This window comes from Rhizobium metallidurans (assembly GCF_014196505.1).
GTDB classification, from domain to species: domain Bacteria; phylum Pseudomonadota; class Alphaproteobacteria; order Rhizobiales; family Rhizobiaceae; genus Rhizobium; species Rhizobium metallidurans.
The window spans coordinates 193535-214897 of record NZ_JACIDW010000001.1; the positions used below are offsets into that span (position 1 = coordinate 193535).

The 21363-nt window shown below is 61.3% G+C and carries 19 protein-coding genes; 14 read left to right on the forward strand and 5 right to left on the reverse strand.

Features of this window, described 5'->3' with window-relative positions; all coding sequences use genetic code 11:
- The first annotated feature begins 87 nt into the window (after positions 1-87).
- Positions 88-2802 carry an ABC transporter ATP-binding protein gene (locus tag GGQ67_RS00875; RefSeq protein WP_183898298.1) on the forward strand — a complete coding sequence of 905 codons (2715 nt, stop codon included), beginning with the start codon at positions 88-90 and terminating at the stop codon, positions 2800-2802.
- Between the two features lie 94 nt (positions 2803-2896).
- Positions 2897-3364, forward strand: a complete 468-nt coding sequence (locus GGQ67_RS00880; protein ID WP_183898299.1) for a cyclic nucleotide-binding domain-containing protein — start codon at positions 2897-2899, stop codon at positions 3362-3364.
- A gap of 378 nt (positions 3365-3742) precedes the next feature.
- Here GGQ67_RS00880 and GGQ67_RS00885 read toward each other — a convergent pair whose 3' ends face one another.
- On the reverse strand, positions 3743-5074 hold the full coding sequence (locus GGQ67_RS00885; protein WP_183898300.1) for an MFS transporter: 1332 nt from the start codon (positions 5072-5074) through the stop codon (positions 3743-3745).
- 407 nt (positions 5075-5481) lie between these two features.
- Between GGQ67_RS00885 and cyoA the strand changes: the two genes are divergently transcribed.
- The 7 genes from cyoA (at position 5482) to GGQ67_RS25190 (ending at position 11842) form a co-directional block, all read left to right on the forward strand.
- Entirely contained in the window at positions 5482-6639 is a 1158-nt protein-coding gene (gene cyoA, locus GGQ67_RS00890) for a ubiquinol oxidase subunit II (protein ID WP_183898301.1), read from the forward strand.
- Between the two features lie 50 nt (positions 6640-6689).
- Positions 6690-8693, forward strand: a complete 2004-nt coding sequence (cyoB, locus tag GGQ67_RS00895) for a cytochrome o ubiquinol oxidase subunit I (protein ID WP_183898302.1) — start codon at positions 6690-6692, stop codon at positions 8691-8693.
- 4 nt (positions 8694-8697) lie between these two features.
- On the forward strand, positions 8698-9318 hold the full coding sequence (gene cyoC, locus GGQ67_RS00900; protein WP_183898303.1) for a cytochrome o ubiquinol oxidase subunit III: 621 nt from the start codon (positions 8698-8700) through the stop codon (positions 9316-9318).
- Positions 9315-9716: a cytochrome o ubiquinol oxidase subunit IV gene (gene cyoD / locus GGQ67_RS00905; protein WP_183898304.1), complete on the forward strand. Its 402-nt coding sequence runs from the start codon at positions 9315-9317 to the stop codon at positions 9714-9716. The genes cyoC and cyoD overlap by 4 nt, the downstream gene beginning before the upstream one ends.
- A gap of 50 nt (positions 9717-9766) precedes the next feature.
- The gene (locus GGQ67_RS00910; RefSeq protein WP_183898305.1) at positions 9767-10519 is read left to right on the forward strand and encodes an SURF1 family protein; all 753 of its coding nucleotides are present in this window, start codon (positions 9767-9769) and stop codon (positions 10517-10519) included.
- A 92-nt stretch (positions 10520-10611) separates the two neighbouring features.
- The gene (locus GGQ67_RS00915; protein WP_183898845.1) at positions 10612-11376 is read left to right on the forward strand and encodes a histidine phosphatase family protein; all 765 of its coding nucleotides are present in this window, start codon (positions 10612-10614) and stop codon (positions 11374-11376) included.
- A gap of 220 nt (positions 11377-11596) precedes the next feature.
- Complete coding sequence (locus tag GGQ67_RS25190; RefSeq protein ID WP_246400056.1) at positions 11597-11842, forward strand: hypothetical protein; 246 nt, start codon at positions 11597-11599, stop codon at positions 11840-11842.
- Between the two features lie 18 nt (positions 11843-11860).
- Here the strand turns inward: GGQ67_RS25190 and GGQ67_RS00925 are convergent, their stop codons facing one another.
- The 4 genes from GGQ67_RS00925 to GGQ67_RS00940 form a co-directional block, all read right to left on the reverse strand.
- Positions 11861-12694, reverse strand: coding sequence for an ABC transporter permease (locus GGQ67_RS00925; RefSeq protein WP_183898847.1), 834 nt, complete (start codon positions 12692-12694; stop codon positions 11861-11863).
- Positions 12694-13518: an ABC transporter permease gene (locus GGQ67_RS00930; protein ID WP_183898306.1), complete on the reverse strand. Its 825-nt coding sequence runs from the start codon at positions 13516-13518 to the stop codon at positions 12694-12696. Before GGQ67_RS00930 ends, GGQ67_RS00925 begins: the two co-directional genes overlap by 1 nt.
- Positions 13519-13666: 148 nt before the next feature.
- Positions 13667-14800: an ABC transporter substrate-binding protein gene (locus GGQ67_RS00935; RefSeq protein ID WP_183898307.1), complete on the reverse strand. Its 1134-nt coding sequence runs from the start codon at positions 14798-14800 to the stop codon at positions 13667-13669.
- A gap of 56 nt (positions 14801-14856) precedes the next feature.
- Positions 14857-15987, reverse strand: a complete 1131-nt coding sequence (locus GGQ67_RS00940; RefSeq protein ID WP_183898308.1) for an ABC transporter ATP-binding protein — start codon at positions 15985-15987, stop codon at positions 14857-14859.
- 302 nt (positions 15988-16289) lie between these two features.
- Between GGQ67_RS00940 and GGQ67_RS00945 the strand changes: the two genes are divergently transcribed.
- The 5 genes from GGQ67_RS00945 to GGQ67_RS00965 are packed head-to-tail and all read left to right on the forward strand — an operon-like array spanning position 16290 to position 21346.
- Positions 16290-17126, forward strand: coding sequence for a metallophosphoesterase (locus tag GGQ67_RS00945; protein WP_183898309.1), 837 nt, complete (start codon positions 16290-16292; stop codon positions 17124-17126).
- A complete protein-coding gene (locus GGQ67_RS00950; RefSeq protein WP_183898310.1) occupies positions 17123-18286 on the forward strand; it encodes an ABC transporter ATP-binding protein in 1164 nt (387 codons plus the stop codon). The genes GGQ67_RS00945 and GGQ67_RS00950 overlap by 4 nt, the downstream gene beginning before the upstream one ends.
- Positions 18279-19205 (forward strand): carbohydrate ABC transporter permease, encoded by a 927-nt coding sequence (locus GGQ67_RS00955; RefSeq protein WP_183898311.1) that lies wholly within the window; start codon positions 18279-18281, stop codon positions 19203-19205. Before GGQ67_RS00950 ends, GGQ67_RS00955 begins: the two co-directional genes overlap by 8 nt.
- Before the next feature lie 11 nt (positions 19206-19216).
- A complete protein-coding gene (locus tag GGQ67_RS00960) occupies positions 19217-20053 on the forward strand; it encodes a carbohydrate ABC transporter permease (protein ID WP_183898848.1) in 837 nt (278 codons plus the stop codon).
- A gap of 27 nt (positions 20054-20080) precedes the next feature.
- Entirely contained in the window at positions 20081-21346 is a 1266-nt protein-coding gene (locus GGQ67_RS00965) for an ABC transporter substrate-binding protein (protein WP_183898312.1), read from the forward strand.
- The last annotated feature ends 17 nt before the right edge of the window (positions 21347-21363 follow it).

Genomic DNA, 21363 nt, shown 5'->3' on the forward strand with positions numbered 1-21363 from the left:
ATCCGGTAGCATGATCCTGTTCTCGGTACCACCGCCCTCTCGTGCAGGATTGATGTCTCACATTTTCCAGACAATCGACGGTTAGCAATGGAAAAAAGCCTCGCGCGCTACATCTGGTCGAACACGCGGCTGCAGCAGCTCTGGATTCTGGCAGTCGTCGCGTTTTCGATGGTGCCCTACTTCCTGTCGTTCGACCTGCCGAAGCAGATCGTCAACGGACCTATTCAGGGATCCGGCTTCGAGGGTGAGGGTGCAACACAGACCTTCATGGAGCTTTCCTACACGTTTCCGCTGATTGGAAAGGTGGAGATTTTCCAGGGCCTCCAGCTCGGCCGCGAACAGATGCTGATGGCGCTCAGCCTGGTTTTCCTGGCGCTTGTCGTCCTCAACGGTCTCTTCAAGTTCTACATCAACACCTACAAGGGCCGGCTCGGCGAGCGCATGCTGCGGCGCATCCGCTTTCAGCTCATCGACCGGGTTCTGCGCTTCCCGCCCAATCACTTCAAGCGTGTGAAGTCCGCCGAAATCGCCACCATGATCAAGGACGAAGTCGAGCCCATGGGCGGCTTCACGGGCGATGCTTTCGTCTCGCCCGCGCTCCTCGGCGGCCAGGCGCTGACGGCGCTTGCCTTCATTATCGTGCAGAACTTCTGGCTGGGAATGATCGCCGCCGCGATCGTCGGGGTTCAGGCGATCGTCATCCCCCGCATGCGCAAGCGGCTGCTGGAACTCGGTCGCCAGCGCCAGTTGACGGCACGCGAACTTTCCGGCCGTGTCGGCGAAATCGTCGATGGCATCGGCACGATCCACGGCAACGACACGTCGAACCTCGAACGGGCCGACATCGCCGCCCGGCTGGGGCTGATCTTCTCGATCCGCTACGATCTCTATCAGTGGAAGTTCCTGGTCAAGTTTCTCAACAACTTCCTCGCGCAGGTGACGCCGTTCCTGTTCTACGCGATCGGCGGTTATCTGGCGCTCCAGGGTCGCCTGGATATCGGGCAGCTCGTGGCCGTCATCAGCGCCTACAAGGATCTGCCGGGGCCGCTGAAGGAACTCATCGACTGGGACCAGATGCGCCAGGACGTGCAGGTCAAATACCAGCAGGTCTACGAGCAGTTCAACGTCGAGCCGCTGATCGACGATAGCATTCACAAGGTCGCCATGGACGATGTCGCCATGTTGGCGGCTCCCATCATCGTCACCAATCTGGCCGTCAGCGACGACAGTGGCGCCAAGCTGATCGACCACGTCTCCGTCGAAATCAAGCCGAACGAGACGGTCGCCATCGTCGGCCCCAATTCGAGCGGCGCGGAGGCATTCGCCGAGGCGCTTGGCCGCGTGGTCTGGGCAAACTCCGGTCGCATCACCATCGACGGGAAGGATCTGCTGGAACTGCCGGAATCGGTTTCCGGCCGCAGGATCTCCTATGCTTCTTCGGATCTCTATTTCTTCCAGGGCACGCTGCGCGACAACCTTCTTTACGGTCTGAAACACGCGCCTCTGACCGAGCCCGATTACGACGAGCAGACGGCGCAGGAAGCGAAGTGGCATGCCGCCGAAGCGATAAAGGCCGGCAATCCGACGCTCGATCCAAACAGCGACTGGGTGGATTACCGCGCTGCCGGCGCCACCGGCCCAGCCGATATCCTGACGGCCATGCGCCCGGTTCTCGACGCCGTGCTGATCACCGAGGACATTCTCGACCTCGCGCTGCGCTCGACGGTGGATACGCAGATCCACACCAAGCTTGCCGAGCATATCGTCGACCTCCGGGCCGCCCTGCGTGAGAAAATGCAGCAGTCGGAACTGGGCGACATCGTCGTTCCGTTCGACTTCGACAGCTACAACGCCCAGGCAACAGTGGGCGAGAACCTGCTTTTCGGCTCCATGAAGCGGCCGATCATGAACAACCGGCGCCTCGCCGCCCATCCCTATTTTCAGGCACTCTTCCGAGAAACGGGATTGAGCAACGATCTCTACGCCATGGGCCTGGAGATCGCGGAGAACGCGGTCGAACTCTTCCACGACCTGCCGCCGGACCATCCGTTCTTCCAGCAGCTGACCTTCATGACGGCGGACGACATTCCGACCTATCAAGCTCTGCTGCAGAAGCTCAGCAGCCGGAAATTCGACGACGCCACGCCGGAAGACCGTTCGGCCATCATTCGGCTGAGCTTCGCCTACATCGAACCCCGCCACCGCTTCGGTCTCCTCACCGACGAGCTGACGGCAAAGATCGTCAGCGCGCGCAAGCAGTTCCACGAAAACATTCCCGATGATCTCTCGGCGGTCATCGAGCGCTACAATCCCGAGCACTTCATCTCGTCGGCAAGCCTGATGGACAACGTCTTGTTCGGTCGTATCGCCTACCAGCGCGCCGACGCTTCCGAAGGCATCCGGTCGCTCATGGTCGGCCTCTTCGATTCTCTCGATCTTTTCGACGATGTGCTGTCGATCGGGCTCGAGTTCGACGTGGGCTCCGGTGGGAAGCGGCTGACGATGGTTCAGCGCCAGAAACTGAATCTCGCGCGAACGCTGCTGAGGCGTTCCGACTACATCATTCTCAACCGGCCGCTGTCGGCGCTGGATCAGCGGGTGCAGGACCAGATCACCAACAATCTCGTCAACGACCTGCATCACGAGGGCGAGCGCCCGGCGATCGTGTGGGTTCTCTCGAACGCCAGACTGGCCGCGCTTTTCGACCGAATCCTGCTTTTCGACCGCGGAAGCCTGGTCGAAGCCGGTAATTTTCCGGAACTTTCCGAACAGAACGGTATGTTCAAGGAACTGTTATCGTAATATTCTACAGGGGCTACAAAAGTGACGTCCTGTCAAAAAGGACGCGCGTCATTCTAGCAAGCGCGCCATGAGCGCGCAGGGAGAAAATAAGCTCATGCTGCTTAGAGACGAAGTCGAGATGCTGCGGCGCGTGCCGATCTTTTCACGGATAGCACCGGCCAAGCTCAAGCTTTTGGCCTTCACCTCGGACCGCATGACATACAACGCAGGTCAGGACCTGTTCCGACAGGGAGACCCGGGCGACGCAGCCTATGTGGTCCTGTCGGGTACCGCCGACATTCTTGTTCGCTCGCCTGCCGGCGACATCAAGGTTGCCGATGTCGATCCCAATTCCATCGTCGGTGAGATCGCGATCCTCTGCGACGTGTCCCGTACCGCAACCGTTCGCGCCACCTCGGCGCTCGAAGTGCTCCGGATCAGCAAGGAGCATTTCCTGAAGTTGCTGAGTGATTTTCCAGAGATGGCGGTCGAGATCATGCGTGTTCTCGCAGACCGCCTGAACCACACGACAGCCGAACTGACCGCCGCGCGCGCGGCAAAGAAGCCGGAACCGGTGAATTAGAGCCTTTCCTGGTTAGATTGAAGCATTCTGTTGGCTCAAACGGAGTCGGATGGTCGCCCGGCCGGCGCGCGTCGTAGCCAACGCATACGGCCAAGCCGGCCGGACGATCAGGCGGCCCGTTTCAGCCAACCCCGCTGGTTTGCTTCGCAAACCGGCTGGGGCCGGGCATCTTTCCGCCAGGATCAAAGGCGATCGGCTCGACCGTACCTAGGGGTATGCCCTTCGCCAATCGCCTTTGCCCTGACGAAAACCTGCTCCGGCAGAATGCTTCAAGCTAACCAGGAAAGGCTCTAAGCGTCCCGCGGTGCCGTGCAGATAAACGCAACAAGCCCGCCCGAACGTCAGTTCAGGCGGGCTTTGCTTATTGGTGGCGATCAATCAGTCGCGCTGCTCGAGCGCCCGGCTGAAGGCCAGAGCCGCCAGCGTGCAGATCGCGCCTGACAGCAGGTAGTAGCCAACGAAGGTCAGACCGAAGCGGCTGGACAGGCTAAGCGCGACGAGCGGCGCGAAGCCGGCGCCGACGAGCCAGGCCAGATCGGACGTGAACGCCGCGCCGGTGTAGCGGTATCCGCGGCCGAAGCGCGACGAGATCGAGCCCGTGGCCTGGCCGAAAGACAGGCCGAGGACGCCGAAGCCGATGATCACGAAGGCATCGTGCCCGTTCGAACCCGAACCGAGCATGATCGGGCCGACGAAGCTGAAGATCGCGATCAGAACCGCGCAAACCGCCAGCTGTCCGCGCCGGCCGATACGGTCAGCCATCAAGCCGGAGGCGACGATGGCCAGAACCCCGACCATGGCGCCGACCGTCTGCACCAGCATGAAAGCGCCGATCGGCTGATTGCCGTAAAGGCTCATCCAACCGAGCGGAAAGATCGTCACGAGGTGGAACATCGCGAAGCTCGCCAGCGGCACGAAAGCGCCGATCAGGATGTCGCGACCGTGAATGCGCACGACGTCGCGGATAGGCGCGGCCTCGAGCTCATGCTGTTCCAGCGCAGTGCCGAATTCCTTCGTCATGACGAGGCGCAGGCGCGCGAAGAGCGCGACGACGTTGATGGCGAAGGCGACGAAGAACGGATAGCGCCAGCCCCAGCTCAGGAAGTCCTCGGACGAAAGGTTGGCGACGAAATAGCCGAACAGCAGGCTTGCCAGCGCGAAGCCGATCGGCGCACCCAGCTGCGGGATCATCGCGTACCATCCACGCTGGCTCTGCGGCGCGTTCAACGCCAACAGTGAAGCCAGGCCGTCCCATGCCCCGCCGAGGGCGAATCCCTGCCCCAGTCGGAAAAGTGCCAGAAGCGCGATCGACCAGACGCCGATCTCGTTGTAACCAGGCAGAAACGCAATGGATGCGGTGGATCCCCCCAACAGAAACAGGGCGATGGTGAGCTTGGTGCCGCGACCGTACAGCCGGTCGATCGTCATGAAGACCACCGACCCGACGGGACGTGCCATGAATGCAAGCGAAAAGATCGCGAACGAATAAAGAGTGGCCGTCAGCCTGTCTGGCGCGAACGGAAAGACAAGCTGCGGAAAGACCAGCACCGACGCTAGCCCGTAGACGAAGAAATCGAAAAATTCAGATGTACGTCCAATGACGACACCGATTGCAATGCTGTTCGGCGCCACCGGCTTGTCAGCATGAATTTGTCTCGCGTCACGCTCCATCGACGTGGACGAAGGACCATAGTTAGTCACATTAGCCATATTCAAAACGCCTCCCTCGTTAAGGCGCTGCGGCAAAGCGCCTCACGTAAGAGTTTGAACTAACTGGCGTGCTTATCAAGGGCGGAATGCAGAAATAGTTTATCACGACCTTCGAAAATTCGAGCGGCCCGCAGAATCGTGCGTGATAGCGCTAAAATAAGGTTGTGAACGGTGGCCGAATGGCCTTTCGAGGATATATAGTTGCACGAATGCGACGCCGCGTCGGCTAGGAATTTGGCGCGGCGCATTAAATGCGTCTCTTTGTCGCACTAACTTTTGACATCGCATGCGCGCCGTCGTATCCCGCAGCGCCGCAATTCTGCTGCACTGCGACCAAAAACCTCATGTTACTTTACGTTTGTGTGCTTTAGTCGCGGATGTGACGAAACAAAAAGAGCAATAACGACGTGCAAAAGCTGTCAAAGTTTTCCCGCCACCTCGTCATTCTGCCGCTATTTTTCATGCTCGCAGGATGCAATCTGGTGGTCATGTCGCCCTCGGGCGACATCGCCATGCAACAGCGTGACCTGATCATCGTATCGGTCCTGCTGATGCTGTTGATCATCATCCCGGTGATGTTTCTGACGCTGTTCTTCGCCTGGCGCTACCGCCAGTCGAACACCTCCGCCACGTATGATCCGGAATGGCATCATTCCACGCGTCTCGAAGTGGTCATCTGGTCCGCTCCGCTCGCCATCATCATCGTGCTCGGCGCGATCACCTGGATCACCACGCACAAGCTCGATCCCTACCGCCCGCTCGATCGCATCGATGCGGAACGTACGATTCCCGGCGACACCAAGCCCCTCAGGGTCCAGGTCGTCGCGCTGGATTGGAAATGGCTCTTCTTCTATCCCGATCTCGGGATTGCCACCGTCAATGAACTCGCTGCCCCCATCGATGTTCCGATCAACTTCGAGATCACCGCCTCGTCCGTGATGAACTCGTTCTACATCCCCGCGCTCGCCGGACAGATCTATGCGATGCCAGGCATGCAGACCAAGCTGCATGCGGTCATCAACAAGGAAGGCGCCTACGACGGCTTTTCCGCGAACTACAGCGGCGCCGGCTTCTCCAACATGCGCTTCAAGTTCCGCGGCATGGACCGGCAGGGCTTCGACAGCTGGGTGGCTCAGGTCAAGAACGTCGGCACCACGCTCAATCGCGACACCTATCTCAAGCTCGAGCGTCCAAGCGAGCGCGAACCGGTTCGCTACTACGCGACCACGGACAAGGATCTCTATAGCGCGATCCTGAACATGTGCGCGACGCCGGGCAAGATGTGCATGAGCGAAATGATGCACATCGACATGATGGGCGGCGCCGGCAAGGAAAGCCTCGAGAACCGCGACAAATTGAAGTTCGAAGGCGTGCCGCTCGATGGCGCTGCCCCGCCCACACCGGTCAGCGCAAGCGATGCGCCGGCCAACGACGCCAGCAGCATGGAAAACATGCCCGGCATGGAGAATATGCCCGGGATGGAAAACATGTCCGGCGCCACCATGCAGCATGACAGCCAGACCAAGCCGGCACCCGGCACCAGCACGTCCACACCTAGCGAATAGTTCAAGCTAGGTGCTTTGCCCCCAAAAGACACCAATGAACGGGTTATTCCATGTTTTCCAATCCTGACCTAATGAAGTTGATCTTCGGACGGTTGACGATCGAGGCCATTCCCTACCACGAGCCGATTCTCGTCGCGACATTCGGCGCGGTCGTGCTCGGCGGGATCGCGGTCCTCGGTCTTATCACCTATTTCAAGCTCTGGACCTATCTGTGGAAAGAATGGTTCACGAGCGTCGATCACAAGAAGATCGGCATCATGTATGTCGTTCTTGCCCTGATCATGCTTCTGCGCGGCTTTGCCGACGCGCTGATGATGCGCACGCAGCAGGCGATTGCCTTCAACGGCAATCCCGGCGTTTTCCCACCGTCCCACTACGACCAGATTTTCACGGCCCACGGCATCATCATGATCTTCTTCATGGCCATGCCGTTCGTCACCGGCCTGATGAACCTCGTGGTTCCCTTGCAGATCGGCGCGCGTGACGTCTCCTTCCCCTTCCTGAACAACTTCTCGTTCTGGATGACGGCTGGCGGCGCGATCCTGATCATGATTTCGCTGTTCGTCGGTGAATTTGCCCGTACGGGCTGGCTGGCCTACCCGCCGCTCTCGGGTATCGAATACAGTCCCGGCGTCGGCGTCGACTATTACATATGGGGCCTGCAGGTCGCCGGTATCGGAACGACGTTGTCGGGGATCAATCTGATCGCGACCATCGTGAAGATGCGCGCGCCCGGCATGACGATGATGAAGATGCCCGTCTTCACCTGGACCTCGCTCTGCACCAACGTGCTGATCGTCGCCAGCTTCCCGATCCTGACGGCAACGCTCGCGCTTCTTTCGCTCGACCGTTACGTCGGCACCAACTTCTTCACCAACGACCTTGGTGGCAACCCGATGATGTATGTGAACCTCATCTGGATTTGGGGTCACCCGGAAGTCTACATCCTCGTGCTGCCCGCTTTCGGCATCTTTTCCGAGGTGGTCGCGACCTTCAGCGGCAAGCGCCTGTTCGGATATGCCTCGATGGTCTACGCGACCGTGGTCATCACCATCCTGTCCTACCTCGTCTGGCTGCACCACTTCTTCACCATGGGTTCCGGCGCGAGCGTCAACTCGTTCTTCGGAATCACCACGATGATCATTTCCATCCCGACAGGGGCGAAGATGTTCAACTGGCTGTTCACGATGTATCGCGGCCGCATCCGCTACGAAGTGCCCATGCTGTGGACGATCGGGTTTATGATCACCTTCGTCATCGGCGGCATGACCGGGGTCATGCTGGCCATCCCCCCGGCCGACTTCGTGCTGCACAATTCGCTGTTCCTGATCGCACACTTCCACAACGTCATCATTGGCGGCGTGGTGTTCGGCCTCATGGCGGGCGTCAACTACTGGTTCCCGAAAGCCTTCGGCTACAAGCTCGATCCGTTCTGGGGCAAGATGTCCTTCTGGTTCTGGCTGATCGGCTTCTACTTCGCCTTCATGCCGCTCTACGTTCTCGGCCTGATGGGCGTCACCCGCCGCATGTCGCAGTTCGATGATCCGTCGCTGCAGATCTGGTTCATCATCGCCGCGTTCGGCGCGTTCCTGATCGCGCTTGGCATCGGCTCGTTCCTGATGCAGCTCGTCATGACTTATGTGAAGCGCGACCAGTTGCGTGACACCACCGGCGATCCGTGGGGTGGACGCACGCTCGAATGGTCGACCTCGTCGCCGCCGCCGAGCTACAACTTCGCGAAGACGCCGATCGTTTACGATCACGACTCCTGGTACGACATGAAGGCCCGCGGCCACGATCGTCCGACGGAAGGCTTCCAGCCGATCCACATGCCGAAGAACACCGGCACCGGCGTCATCCTCGGCGCGCTCAGCGTGGTCTTCGGTTTCGCGATGATCTGGTACATCTGGTGGCTCGTCGCGGTTTCCGCGGTTGCGCTGCTCGTCGTCAGCATCGGTCATACCTTCAACTACAAGCGTGACTTCTACATCCCATTAGAGGAAGTCGTGGAAACGGAAGACAAGCGCACCAAGCTGCTTGCCGGACAGGCATAAGACCATGAGCAACACTGCAATCGACATGGCTGAAAAGCCAGAATTCTACATGAAGGAAGAGCACCACCCGGAAAACAGCACCATGCTGGGTTTCTGGCTCTACCTGATGAGCGACTGCCTGATCTTCGCGATCCTGTTTGCAACCTACGCCGTTCTCGGCCGCAACTACGCGGCCGGTCCCTCGCCCGCGGACTTGTTCGAACTGCCGCTGGTGGCCGTGAACACGTCCATGCTGCTGCTGTCGTCCATCACCTATGGCTTTGCCATGCTGCAGATGGAACGGGCCAAGAAGGCCGAGACGCTGTTCTGGCTCGGTGTCACCGGCCTCCTGGGCGCGGTTTTCATCGGACTTGAGCTCTACGAGTTCGCGAACCTCATCCATGAGGGTGCGGGCCCGAGCCGTAGCGCGTTCCTGTCGGCTTTCTTCACGCTCGTCGGCACGCACGGCCTGCACGTCACCTTCGGCATCATCTGGCTGGTTACGCTGATGGTGCAGGTTTCCATGCACGGCCTGACCACCGAAAACCGGCGTCGCCTGATGTGCCTTTCGATGTTCTGGCACTTCCTTGACGTCGTCTGGATCGGCGTATTTTCGATCGTTTATCTTATGGGAGTTCTCGGATGAGTTCGCACGCCCCAACACACGAGGATGCTCACGAAGCCCATCATGGGCACAGCCACGGGCACGAGGCCGCGCACGGCTCCTTCAAGAGCTACATGATCGGCTTCATCCTGTCAGTGATCCTGACCGCCATTCCGTTCTGGCTGGTCATGGCAGGAGTATTCGACAGCAGGGCCGTCACGGCGGCTTTGGTTATGGGCTTCGGCGTGATACAGATCGTCGTGCACATGATTTTCTTCCTCCATATGAACGCACGCTCCGAGGGCGGCTGGACCCTGATGGCTCTGATCTTCACGCTTCTCCTCGTAGTGATCGCTCTCTCCGGCTCGATGTGGGTCATGCATCATCTGAACACAAACATGATGCCCATGAGCCCGGAAATGATGAAAAGCATGCCCTGAACGGCACAATAGTCGGGCGGCGACAACGCCGCCCGTTACGGTATGAGACATTGACGGAATCTACAGCAGAACAAGCTCCCAAACATCGTTCCACGATCGCATTGACGATCTTCTGCGGCCTTCTCTTCGTCGTCATGTGCGCGGTTTTCGCGCTTGGCGTCTGGCAGCTCGAACGCCGCGCCTGGAAACTGGACCTGATCGCTCGCATCGATCAGCGCATCAATGCCGAACCCACCGCGGCTCCGGCCCGCGCTGAGTGGGAAGGCATCACGAAAGAAAACGACGAATATCGCCGCGTGACCGCCGAGGGCACCTTGCAAAGCGACAAGGAAAGCCTTGTCTATGCGGCAACGGAGCTCGGCGCCGGATATTGGGTGATCGCGCCCCTGACGCTTGCCGACGGCACGTCGGTCATGATCAACCGGGGCTTCGTGCCGACGAACAAACGCGACGTGAACTCCCGCAGCGACGGCCAGATTTCCGGCCCGGTCAAGATTACCGGGTTGCTCCGCCTCAACGAGCCGGGCGGCACCTTCATCAGGTCGAACGACCCCGCAAACGACCGCTGGTACTCCCGCGACGTGGACGCGATGGCGGCAAAGCGTGGCGTGGCCGACATCGCCCCCTATTTCATCGACGCCGACGCGACCGCCAATCCGGGCGGCCTTCCGGTCGGCGGACTGACGCAGGTGAGTTTCCCGAACAACCACCTCCAATATGCGCTCACCTGGTTCGCGCTGGCCGCGATGCTGGCCGGACTTCTGGTTTACGTTTTGCGAAGCGAGCTACGCCAGCGGGGATAAGCCCCCTGCGGACACCGCGTGCCCGCCGTTGCCCCCGGCGGGCGCAGCGTTCATGATATGGCGATTCCATTTCGGACAATCCGGGCCGCATGATGCGCATCTTTCTCGTTCGCCACGGCGAATCCCTCGGCAATCTCGATGAGCGGGCCTACGGCCAGTTCGGCGATCACAATGTTCCCTTGACGCGATGGGGACACCAGCAGGCTATCGGCGCGGCTGAAGCGATTGCGTGTTATCTCGATACGCTGGACGACGCCAGCGTTCAGCTTCATATCTGGTACTCGCCATTCTTGAGAACGCGCCAGACCAAGGATGCACTACTTGCGGTTCTGCCGCGGCACCTGATCGGCAAGGTCAGGGAAGACTATCTATTGCGTGAGCAAGATTTCGGCCTCTTCACCGAGATCTACGACCACGCGGAACAGCGGCAGAAGTTTCCCGACGAATTCGAGAAATGGGCAAGGCTGCGCAACAACAGCGGAAAGTTCTATGCACGACCGCCGGATGGCGAGAGCCGCGCCGATGTCGCGCAAAGAATGCGCCTGTTTCTCCAGACAACGCTGCACGGCACACGCGACGGCAGCGACAATGTCATCATCGTCGGCCATGGCGTCACCAATCGGGCATTCGAGATGAACTTCCTGCAGCAACCCGTCGATTGGTTCGAGCGCTCCTATAATCCCGGCAATGCCGACGTCACCCTGATCGAGGGATCGGACGCGGCCGGATACGCATCAAGACTGCTTCACCACGCCGCCGATCGTCAGCCGGGCGAGGAAAGCGACATGCGCGAGGCCTATGGCGCGCAGGTGACGATCGCACCGAAAACCGGCACTGCGGAGGTGAGCGAGACGTGACCCACGAACCTCCAACCCCTTGCCGCGTACGATGATAGGAATGGCCACATCCGGTATGGAGACCCGCTCCTGCGGCGCCTGCACATTGTGCTGTCGGCTGCCCGAGATCGAGCTGCTTTCGAAGCCTGCGAACGAACCGTGCGTGAACTGCGTGACGGGACAGGGCTGTCGCATCTACGACGACCGCCCTGATCTATGCCGGGACTTTCTGTGCGCGTGGATGACAGACCTTGAGCTCGGTGCGGAATGGGACCCGACGGTCGCCAAGATGATGGTCTATGGCCAGGGCAAGCAACTGACGGTGCTCGTCGATCCCGATCATCCGCTGTCGTGGCGCGAGGAACCGTACGCCGCCCAGCTCGGATCATGGGCGACCGCGGCTGCAGATGATGGCGGCTATGTCATCGTCTTCGTCGGAGACGACGTCCATAAGATCGTTCCTGCAATCCCGGCGGCGAAAGCGTAGCCGCCAAGCGCATGCGCCTCAGTGGCCGACGCGCGAGAGCACGTCTGCTTTCAGGAAACGTTCGACGATCAGCATGAAGACGAGCGACGGGATCAGCAGCAGCAGCGCCGTGATCGAGGCGATCTGATAGTTGCCGCCGGAGGCTGTCGTGTAGAGCAACAGCGGCAGCATGTTCACATCAGGCGCGCCGACGAAGTAGCTGCCGGTGAATTCGTCGAGGCTTTCCAGAAAGACGAAGATCGCGCTTGCCATCAGGCCGGGAGCGGCCAGCGGCAGCGTGATATCGAAAAAGGCTCGCAACGCCCCCGCCCCCGTCACCCGCGCGGCCTGCTCCAACTCGGTATCGATCGCCGAGAAGGCCGCGGTGGCGATCCAGACCGCGTAGACGAGACCATGTGAGACGTGCACCAGAACCACGCCCGGGATCGTGCCGTTGAGGCCGATCTCGTAGAAGATGCGCGCCACGTTCACGTAGACCGTGAGGTTCGGGAAGGCCTGCGGAATGAGGAAGGCAAGCAGGATGGCGCTTCGCAGCGGCAGCTTGAGCCGCGCCAGCGCATATCCCGCCGGAATGGCGAGGATGAGAGAGACGATCACCGTCAAGACGGCGACAACAAGCGAGTTGCGCAACGAATCCAACGCACCGCCCCGCGGCGCGAAGACCTTGGCCCATGAACTGAAGCCGTATTCCAGGGGCAGGCTATAGGGAAAGTACCATTTCTCGGCGACCGTCCACAAAACCAGATTGGCGAGCGGGCCGAAGATGAAGAAGGCCATCAATCCGAAGACGATGCCGCGCGGTACCCACCACAGCGCGGCGAGAAGCGATCGCGAAGAAGAAGCCGTCGTCATCATGCGCGCTCCTTGAGGCTTTGGCGGAGATAGATCCATGCCACGGAAGACGCGAGCACCAGGGATACCAATCCAAGCGCATTGGCGACGCCGTAATCGCCATAGGCGTTGACGCGGAAGGCGATGTCGGCGGTAAGCATCGTCGGTGATTGCGCATTGATCATCAAGGGCACCGAAAGCACCGACATCATGGTGACAAAGGAAAGAATGAGGCCGACGGTGAGCGTGACGGCGACCTGCGGCACGATGATCTCGAACAGCAGCCGCAATTTCGAGGCGCCGAGATTGCGGGCGGCCTCGATCGTATCGCGGTTGATGGAGGCCATCGCGCCGGCGACGAGCAACGCCACGAACGGCGTCTGCTTCCAGACGAAGGCGATGACGATGCCGCGCCAGTCGAGGAAACTGACGGCATCGAGCGGTGTGATCAGACCCAGGCTTACGGCGGTATTGTTCATCATGCCGTTCTTCGAAAGGAAGGTGCGCAGGATCTGGCCAACGACGATGAATGGAATGAACATCGGCCAGCGATAGAGCCAACGCAGGATCGCGACGGCCTTGGGATTCTCGCCGAGCGTCAGATAACCGCCAATCGCGACAGCGCCGATGCCGATCAGCACCGTCGAGAGACTGACGATAACGACAGTGAAGATGATATCCTTGGTGTAGAGATCGAACGTCTTGGCGAAATTGTCGAGGCCGAAGGCGCCGCCTTCCACCCTGAAGGCGCCCACCGCCGACATGATCAGCGGAAGAATGAACAGCGCCGCGATGACCGCCAGCGCGGGCAGGACGAGCAGGAGACCGAGTAAGCGTTTCGACATTTCATGACCTTGAAGCGCGAGCGAGGCGGATGAGAGATAACGGTGACAGAGACCGGCGCCTCCGAGCGAACGACGGCGACACCGTGTGCTACCTCTCATCCAGCACGTCGAACCGCCTCCCCCCGGGAGGAGAAGGCGGCACGCAGGATTACTTTACGGACTTTTCGTAGGCTTCGAGGATCGCGGTGTTATAAGGCGCGATCGGGAAAGGCTTGCCGTTGTTGGCGAGGTCTTCAGGCGTGATGTCGACGAACAGCTTGTTCCAGGTCGCCTCGTCGAGCTTCGGCTTGACGAAGTTGGCGTCGATACCCGGATACCAGTTGAAGCGCTTGACGATGCCTTCGGCCTGCACTTCCGGGCTGGTCGCCAGCGCGATGAACTTCTCGGCAAGCGCCTTGTTACCCGACTTCTGAGGAACGACATAGTGCATCGGCTGGCCGGGCATGCCAGGTGCGGGCAGCACCAGCTTCATTTCCGGCGGCAGCTGGCCATTGGCCTGCCAGCTGTAGAACATGTCGACCCAGACCGGGCCCATGGCGATTTCGCCGCGGCTGAGAAGGTCGAGCGTGCCGGCGTTGCCAGGCGTCAGCGTGGCGTTCTTGGTGAAGTCGGCGAGGCTCTTGAAAGCGCCATCCCACTTCGTGGTCTCATCCTGCTTGAACGGACCCGTCATCAGGTTGTTGGCATCGCCGCCCCCGAAGGCATAGACCCAGCCCATGACGAAGCTCACGCCTGATGCGCCGCCCTTGATGCCGTTGTAGCCGAACTGCTTCGGATTTGCCTTTGCCCATTCGGCGAGTTCGGCGTAGCTCTTCGGCGGGTTCGGAACCAGCGCCGGATTGTAGGCGATCGCCGTCTGGCTGTTGAACATCGGCATCACGTAGCCATCGACATCCGAGCCGAGCGCGTTCTTCGCATTGCCGCGGGTCACGAGCTTGCCGGTTTCGATGTTGCCGCGATACTTCTCGAGGTAGCCCTTCTGAACCATCGGACCCGCGAACTTTTCGTGCACGACGGCAACGTCGACGTCCCAGACCTTGCTGTCGGCCGCGGCCTGCGCGTCGAAGCGCTCGAGGATCTTCTGCGAGCCCGCATCACCGGGGCCGGTGCCGACCGCGCGAACGGTGTCGCCCGGATTGGCCTTCTCGAACAACGGTCCGAGATACTGGTTGATGTAATCGACCATGTTCTGGTCGCCGGCGGTGGCGACCGTCAGCTCTGCGGCCTTTACCGGCAACGTCGCGAGAGCAATGGCGATAGCGGCATACGTCAATCTCTGCATGAGGCTTCTCCTTGTTATGAAAAGGTAAGGTTCTAAAGGTCAGGCAATCAAAAGGGTCAGGCGTGGACTTTCCCGGGCAAAACCCGGGAAATGGTGTTTGCCGGCTGCGAACCCGGCGAATTGAAAAGAAACAGCGCGTCGGCGGGGACATGTACCCGGACGCGCTCGCCCGGCCCGAAGGCGCGGCTCGCGTCGGCCATGATTTCGCGATCACCGACATGAACGGCATGGCGCCAGTGACCACCGGGGTAGCTGACGGCCGCGATCTCGCCCTCGAGCGTGACGCCCGGGCCGACGACGGCGGTCTCGGCGGGGTGGATCTGCGCCGCTTCCGGCCGGAAGCGCGCCTCGACGACGCCCTGCGCGAGATCTCGCCCCATCAGTGCAACGCGGCCGGCGGCATTCGAGGGGCCAGCCTCGATGAGAAAATCGCTGCCCTGCGGCGCCCCGTTCAGCGAGATCACGTTCTCGGCGCCCATGAACGCCGCGACGAAGGCCGAGGCCGGCCGGTTGTAGACGTCCTCCGGCGTGCCCTGCTGCGCGATCCGGCCTGCATTCAGGATCACGATCCTGTCGGCCATAACCATCGCTTCTTCGCGATCATGCGTCACGTGAACGGCGGTGATGCCGAGGCGCTTCTGCAACGCGCGCAACTCGTGTCGGACGCTGAGCCTGATGCGTGCGTCGAGATTGGAAAGCGGCTCGTCGAGCAGCAGGATCTCCGGATCGACAGCCAGCGCGCGGCCGAGCGCGACGCGCTGGCGCTGGCCGCCGGACAGGGCCGCCGGCTTTCTTGCTCCAAGCCCATCCAGCCCGAGAAGAGACTGCATCGCGGCGACGCGGCTGTCGATTTCGCTCCGCTGCACCTTCTTCAGTTTCAAGCCGTAGCCGATGTTCTGGGCCACGGTCATGTGCGGCCACAGCGCGTAGGACTGGAAAACGAGCGCCATGCCGCGCTTGTCGGGCGGCAGGTGCGTCACCTCGCGGCGGCGTACGGAAACCGAGCCCGAGGACGGCGTTACGAAGCCCGCGAGAACACGCAGCAACGTCGTCTTTCCGCAACCGGAAGACCCAAGCAAGGCGACGAACTCGCCGCGCTCGATGTTCAGGTCTATGTCCTCCAGAACCTGGGTGTTGCCATATCTGCAGGCAACCGACCGCAATTCCAGAAACGCTCGCTGGCTCATCTTCAAACTCCTGTTGCACAGCTGTGCAATCTGTCCAGGAGCTAGTTAGAATGTTTCCTTTACAGTTAGATGACGGTCCGCGCGTTATCGCGGTCGTCTGCATCGAATGGATGATCACAGCTCCATTTCGGCTGCAGTCAAGAGGGCTGAATGCCGCCCGGATATGCGGTGACAATTCGATGACGAAAATGAAACGCGGTTGGAAAGCCGTGTTACGCCCACGACACATGATGGCTCTAAAGAGGCGCCGGAAGAAGTCGGCGGCCTGAGTTCGGTCGGCGCCTTGGAACTGGAGAAGCGCCGTGAAGATCATCCACATCACCGATACACATCTGAGCCCCAACAAGCCGCATTTCAACGGCAACTGGGCGCCCTTGGCCCGCTGGATCGAAGAGACCGGCGCTGATCTCATCGTCCACACGGGTGACCTTAGCATTGACGGCGCGGACAAGGACGAGGATCTGGTCTTCTCCATGGATCTGATGCGCGAAATCTCCATCCCGATGCTGATCGTTCCCGGCAACCACGATGTCGGCCATCTCCCCGGTTCGGCTCAGCCGGTCAATCCGGAGCGTCTGGCGCGCTGGCGCAATCTCGTCGGTCCCGACTATTGGGCGAAAGACATCGGCGAGTGGCGCATCATCGGCCTCAACAGCCTGCTGATGGGCTTCGAGGATGCGGAAGAACAGGCGCAGTTCGATTGGCTGCAGAAGACGCTTGCCGAGCGGGGCGAGCGCCGCGTCGCCATCTTCGCTCACAAGCCGCTGTTCGTGGACGACGCCAACGAAGGCGATACCGGCTACTGGAGCGTGCGCCCAACGCAGCGCCGCCGGCTCTACGACCTGATCGCCGCCCACGACGTCGCGCTCTTCGGCAGCGGTCACCTGCACTGGACGTGGAAGGGCGCGTTCGGTCAGACCTCCGTCGTCTGGGCGCCTCCGGCCGCCTTCATCCTGGGCGAGATGGAACGCGAAATGCCGGGCGAGCGTCTTGTCGGCGCGGCCGTGCACGAACTTGGTGACGACGTCACGACCGAACTGGTGGCCGTGCCGGGCATGACCGCCTACTTCCTCGACGAGGTCTTGGAGGAAGTCTATCCGCGGGCAACGCCGAAGAAGCAGCGGGAGCAGGCGGAATGAGCGCGCTTTCCCTTCGCGGCATCACCAAATCCTTCTCCGGCAACGCCATTCTCAAGGGCGTCAGCCTCGACGTCGAGCCGGGCGAGTTCATTGCGCTCGTCGGCCCGTCGGGCTGCGGCAAGAGCACGCTGCTGCGCATCCTCGCCGGCCTCGATCACGCCGACGAGGGCGAGATCATCATCGGCAGCGAGGACATGTCCGCCATCGCGGCCGCTGACCGCAACGTCGCAATGGTCTTCCAGTCCTACGCGCTTTATCCCCATCTGACGGCCAGCCAGAACATCGCCGTTCCGCTCGCCATGCGCCGTCTCTCCGGCGCGCAGCGCTTCCCGTTCATCGGCCCCTTGCTGCCGGGCCAGCGCGCGATCACCGCGGCCATCGCGCGTGATGTCACCGAAATGGCGAAGTCGCTGAAGATCGATCATCTGCTGGACCGCAAGCCCGGCCAGATGTCGGGCGGCCAGCGCCAGCGCGTCGCCCTGGCGCGCGCCATGGTGCGCCATCCGAGCGTGTTCCTGATGGACGAGCCGCTTTCCAACCTCGATGCGAACCTGCGTGTCCACGCCCGCGGCGAGATCGTCGAGCTGCACCGGCGCGCCGGGGTGCCGACCGTCTACGTCACCCACGATCAGGCCGAGGCCCTGTCGATGGCCGATCGCGTGGCGGTGATGATCGGCGGCAATCTTCTCCAGCTGGCGAGCCCGCAGGTCATTTACGACGACCCCGCTCACGTCGAAGTCGCCCGTTTCGTAGGCCAGCCGCGCATCAATGTGGTGCCGGCGCTCGCCGAGAGCGGCGTGGTGTCCTTCGGCGGCATCAGGCTCGGCCTGCATACCTCCGTTCCGGCCCGTACGCCGGTGAGCCTGGCGATCCGCCCCGAATTCGTGCGTCTGGCGGACAACCGTCAGGACGGCCTCGCGGCGAAGGTCGAACGTATCGAATTCCTCGGCTCGGAGGTCATTCTCTACTGCAAGCTCGATGCGATCGGCGAAGTCATGATCGCGAAGCTTTCACCGGCGGACGCGGGCGGCATTTCGGCTGGAATGCCCGTTGCCCTCTCGCTGTCGCCGGACAAGGCTCTGGTCTTCGCCGAGGATGGCAGCCGCCTGCGCGCAAGCCCGCTTACGATCGACGCGACGCTGGAGAAGGCTCATGGCTAGCATCGCCATTGGCGCACCCGCCGCCCGCAAGACCGCGGCTGCGCGCGAACGCAACGAAGAGCGCATGGCCTGGCTTCTCGCGCTGCCGGCCATCATCCTGATCATTGTTTTCGTGATTCTGCCGATCGTCGCCGTCGCGCTGCTCGGCTTCACCAACTTCGAACTCGGCATGGGCAAGTTTCGCTTTGTCGGCTTCGAGAACTATGCGGAGTTGATGAGCGACCGCACTTTCCGCAAGGCGCTGTGGAACACTGCATTTTATACCGCGATCGTCGCGCCGGTCTCCATCGTTCTCGGCCTCGTGGTCGCCCTGCTGATCGAAGGCGAAAGGACGGCGCGCAGCTTTTTCCGCACCGTCTACTTCCTGCCGGTGGCGTCGTTGATCGTCGCCATGGCCACCGTGTGGCAATATCTCTTTCACCCGACCATCGGGCCGATCAACAGCCTGCTGGCGCTGGTCGGCATCCCAGGCCCCAACTGGCTGGCCGCTTCGAGCACCGTGCTCTACAGCCTGTCGATCATCGGCGTCTGGCAGTCGGTGGGCTTCAACATGGTGCTTTTCCTCGCGGGCCTCACCGCAATTCCGCGTGAACTTTACGCGGCTGCCGAGGTCGATGGCGCGCGCTCGGCATTCGACCGGTTCCGTCTTGTCACCTGGCCGATGCTCGGACCGACAACGCTGTTCGTCACCACCATCAGCATCATCAACTCGGTGAAGGTCTTCGAAACAGTTCAGACTCTGACCCAAGGGGGCCCGAATCGCGCATCCGAGGTGCTGCTTTTCAGCATCTACCAGGAAGGCTTCGTCTATCTGCGCGTCGGTTACGCCTCGGCGATGACCGTGGTGTTCATCGCCATCCTGATGGTGCTCACCTTCCTCCAGTACAACGTTCTCGACCGCCGGGTGCACTATTCATGAGCTCGAACACGATGATCGCCAACCGGTGGACCCTGGGTCGCGTCACACGCCTGGCTCTGCTTTCCTTCGGCGCCCTGCTTTTCCTCTCGCCCTATGTCTTCATGCTGTCGACAGCAGGCAAGGCGCAGAGTGAAATCTTCACCTCCGCCCTGTCGCTGATCCCGACGAATTTCTACTACATCGAAAACTTCACCAAGGCGCTGGCCCGCGTGCCGATGGGCACCTTGCTCCTGAACGGCATTCTGGTCTGCGCGATGATCCTGTTCTTCCAGGTGCTGGTCGCGATTCCTTGCGCCTACGCCATGGCGAAGCTGAAGTTCCGCGCGGCGCGGCTGATGATGGTTCTCGTCATGCTCGGCCTGCTGGTGCCGATCCATGCGACCGCCTTGCCGCTCTATGTCGGCTTCAACAGCCTGTCGCTGCTCAACAGCTATACCGCGCTCGTGGCTCCGTTCTCGATCTCGGTCTTCGCGATTTTCATGTTCCTGCAGTTCTTCCGGGCCATGCCGGATGACCTCATCCATGCGGCGCGCCTGGATGGCATGTCCGAGCTTGGCATTGTGGCGCGTGTGATAGTGCCGAATGCCTGGCCAGCCGTCACTGCCTTCTCGATCTTTTCGGTCGTGGCCCACTGGAACGACCTCTACTGGCCTCTCGTCGTCATCACCAGGCAGGAGTACGCCACGCCGCCTCTCGGCCTGATGTACTTCCGCGCCGCCGAGGCCGGTGACGACTACGGCGCGCTGATGGCCGCCACCATGATCATTACCATTCCCCTCGTCGCCGCATTCCTGCTCGCGCAGAAGCGCTTCGTCGAGGGTATCACCATGACCGGTCTCAAAGGCTGACCGGTCGCTTCAACAGGAGAACGAGCGATGAAACGTATCACCCAGCTTCTCGCCGCGGCGGCCATCTCGATGGCGACAACCGTACCGGCTTTCGCCGAGACGACGCTGACGGTCCACTATCCGATGCCGGGCTTCTTCAAGGACGTGATGGACACGATCTCGAAGAAGTTCATGGAAGAGAACCCCGACATCAAGATCCAGTTCGCCAGCCCGTCGGCGACCTATGAAGAAGGCATCCAGACGATCCTTCGCCAGGTCGGCACCTCCGAAATGCCGGACCTGACCTTCATCGGCCTGAACCGCCTGCGCATGATCGACGAGCGCGACGTCGCCGTCGATCTCGGCCCGCTCGTCCAGAAGGACGGCGACATGGCCGCCCAGGGCTTCTCCGACACGATCCTGAAGCTCGCCCAGGTCAAGGGCAAGCAGATCGGCCTCGCGTTCGCAACCTCCACCCCGATCATGTACTACAACGCCGATCTCGTTAAGGCCGCCGGTGGCGACCCCGAGAACCCGCCGAAGACCTGGGACGAAGTCATCGCGCTCGGCGCCAAGATCAAGGCGCTCGGCAACGGCGTCGATGGCATCGACTTCCGCTGGCAGGGCGACGACTGGATGTTCTCGGCGCTGCTGTTTGGCGCCGGCGGCACCATGCTCAGCGAAGACGAGAGCAAGGTGACGTTCAACGGTCCGGAAGGCCAGAAGGCCGGCGAAGTCATCGAGCGCATGGTCAAGGAAGGCGGTCTGCCGGTGTTCACCAAGTCCGCTGGCGAGCAGGCATTCGCGGCCGGCAAGGTCGGCTTCGAGTTCCAGACCACCGGCGCGCTGCGCAACACCATCAAGAATGTCGGCGACAAGTTCGATCTGCGGACCGCGCCGCTGCCGCTGCTCGATCCCGCCAAGGGTCGCCTGCCGACCGGCGGCAACGCCGTCGTCATCCTCACCAAGGACGCCGCCAAGCAGGAAGCCGCCTGGAAGTTCGCCAAGTTCGCGGCCGGTCCTTACGGCGCCTCGGTTGTCGTACCCGGCACGGGCTACGTTCCGAACAACGAGCTTGCCGCCAAGTCGCCTGATTATCTCGGCGACTTCTACGCCAAGAACCCGCTGTTCCAGGCCGGCCTGAAGCAGATGCCGCTGATGGTTCCATGGTATGCCTTCCCGGGCTCCAACGGCGTTCGCGTCACCCAGACGATCGTCGACAACCTCTCGCGCATCGTCGACCAGTCGGCAGCGCCGAAGGAAGCGCTCGACGATGCAGCCGCAGATGTCGAAGGCATGCTGCCGCGCAGCTAAGCGCGAGCCGATGGTCA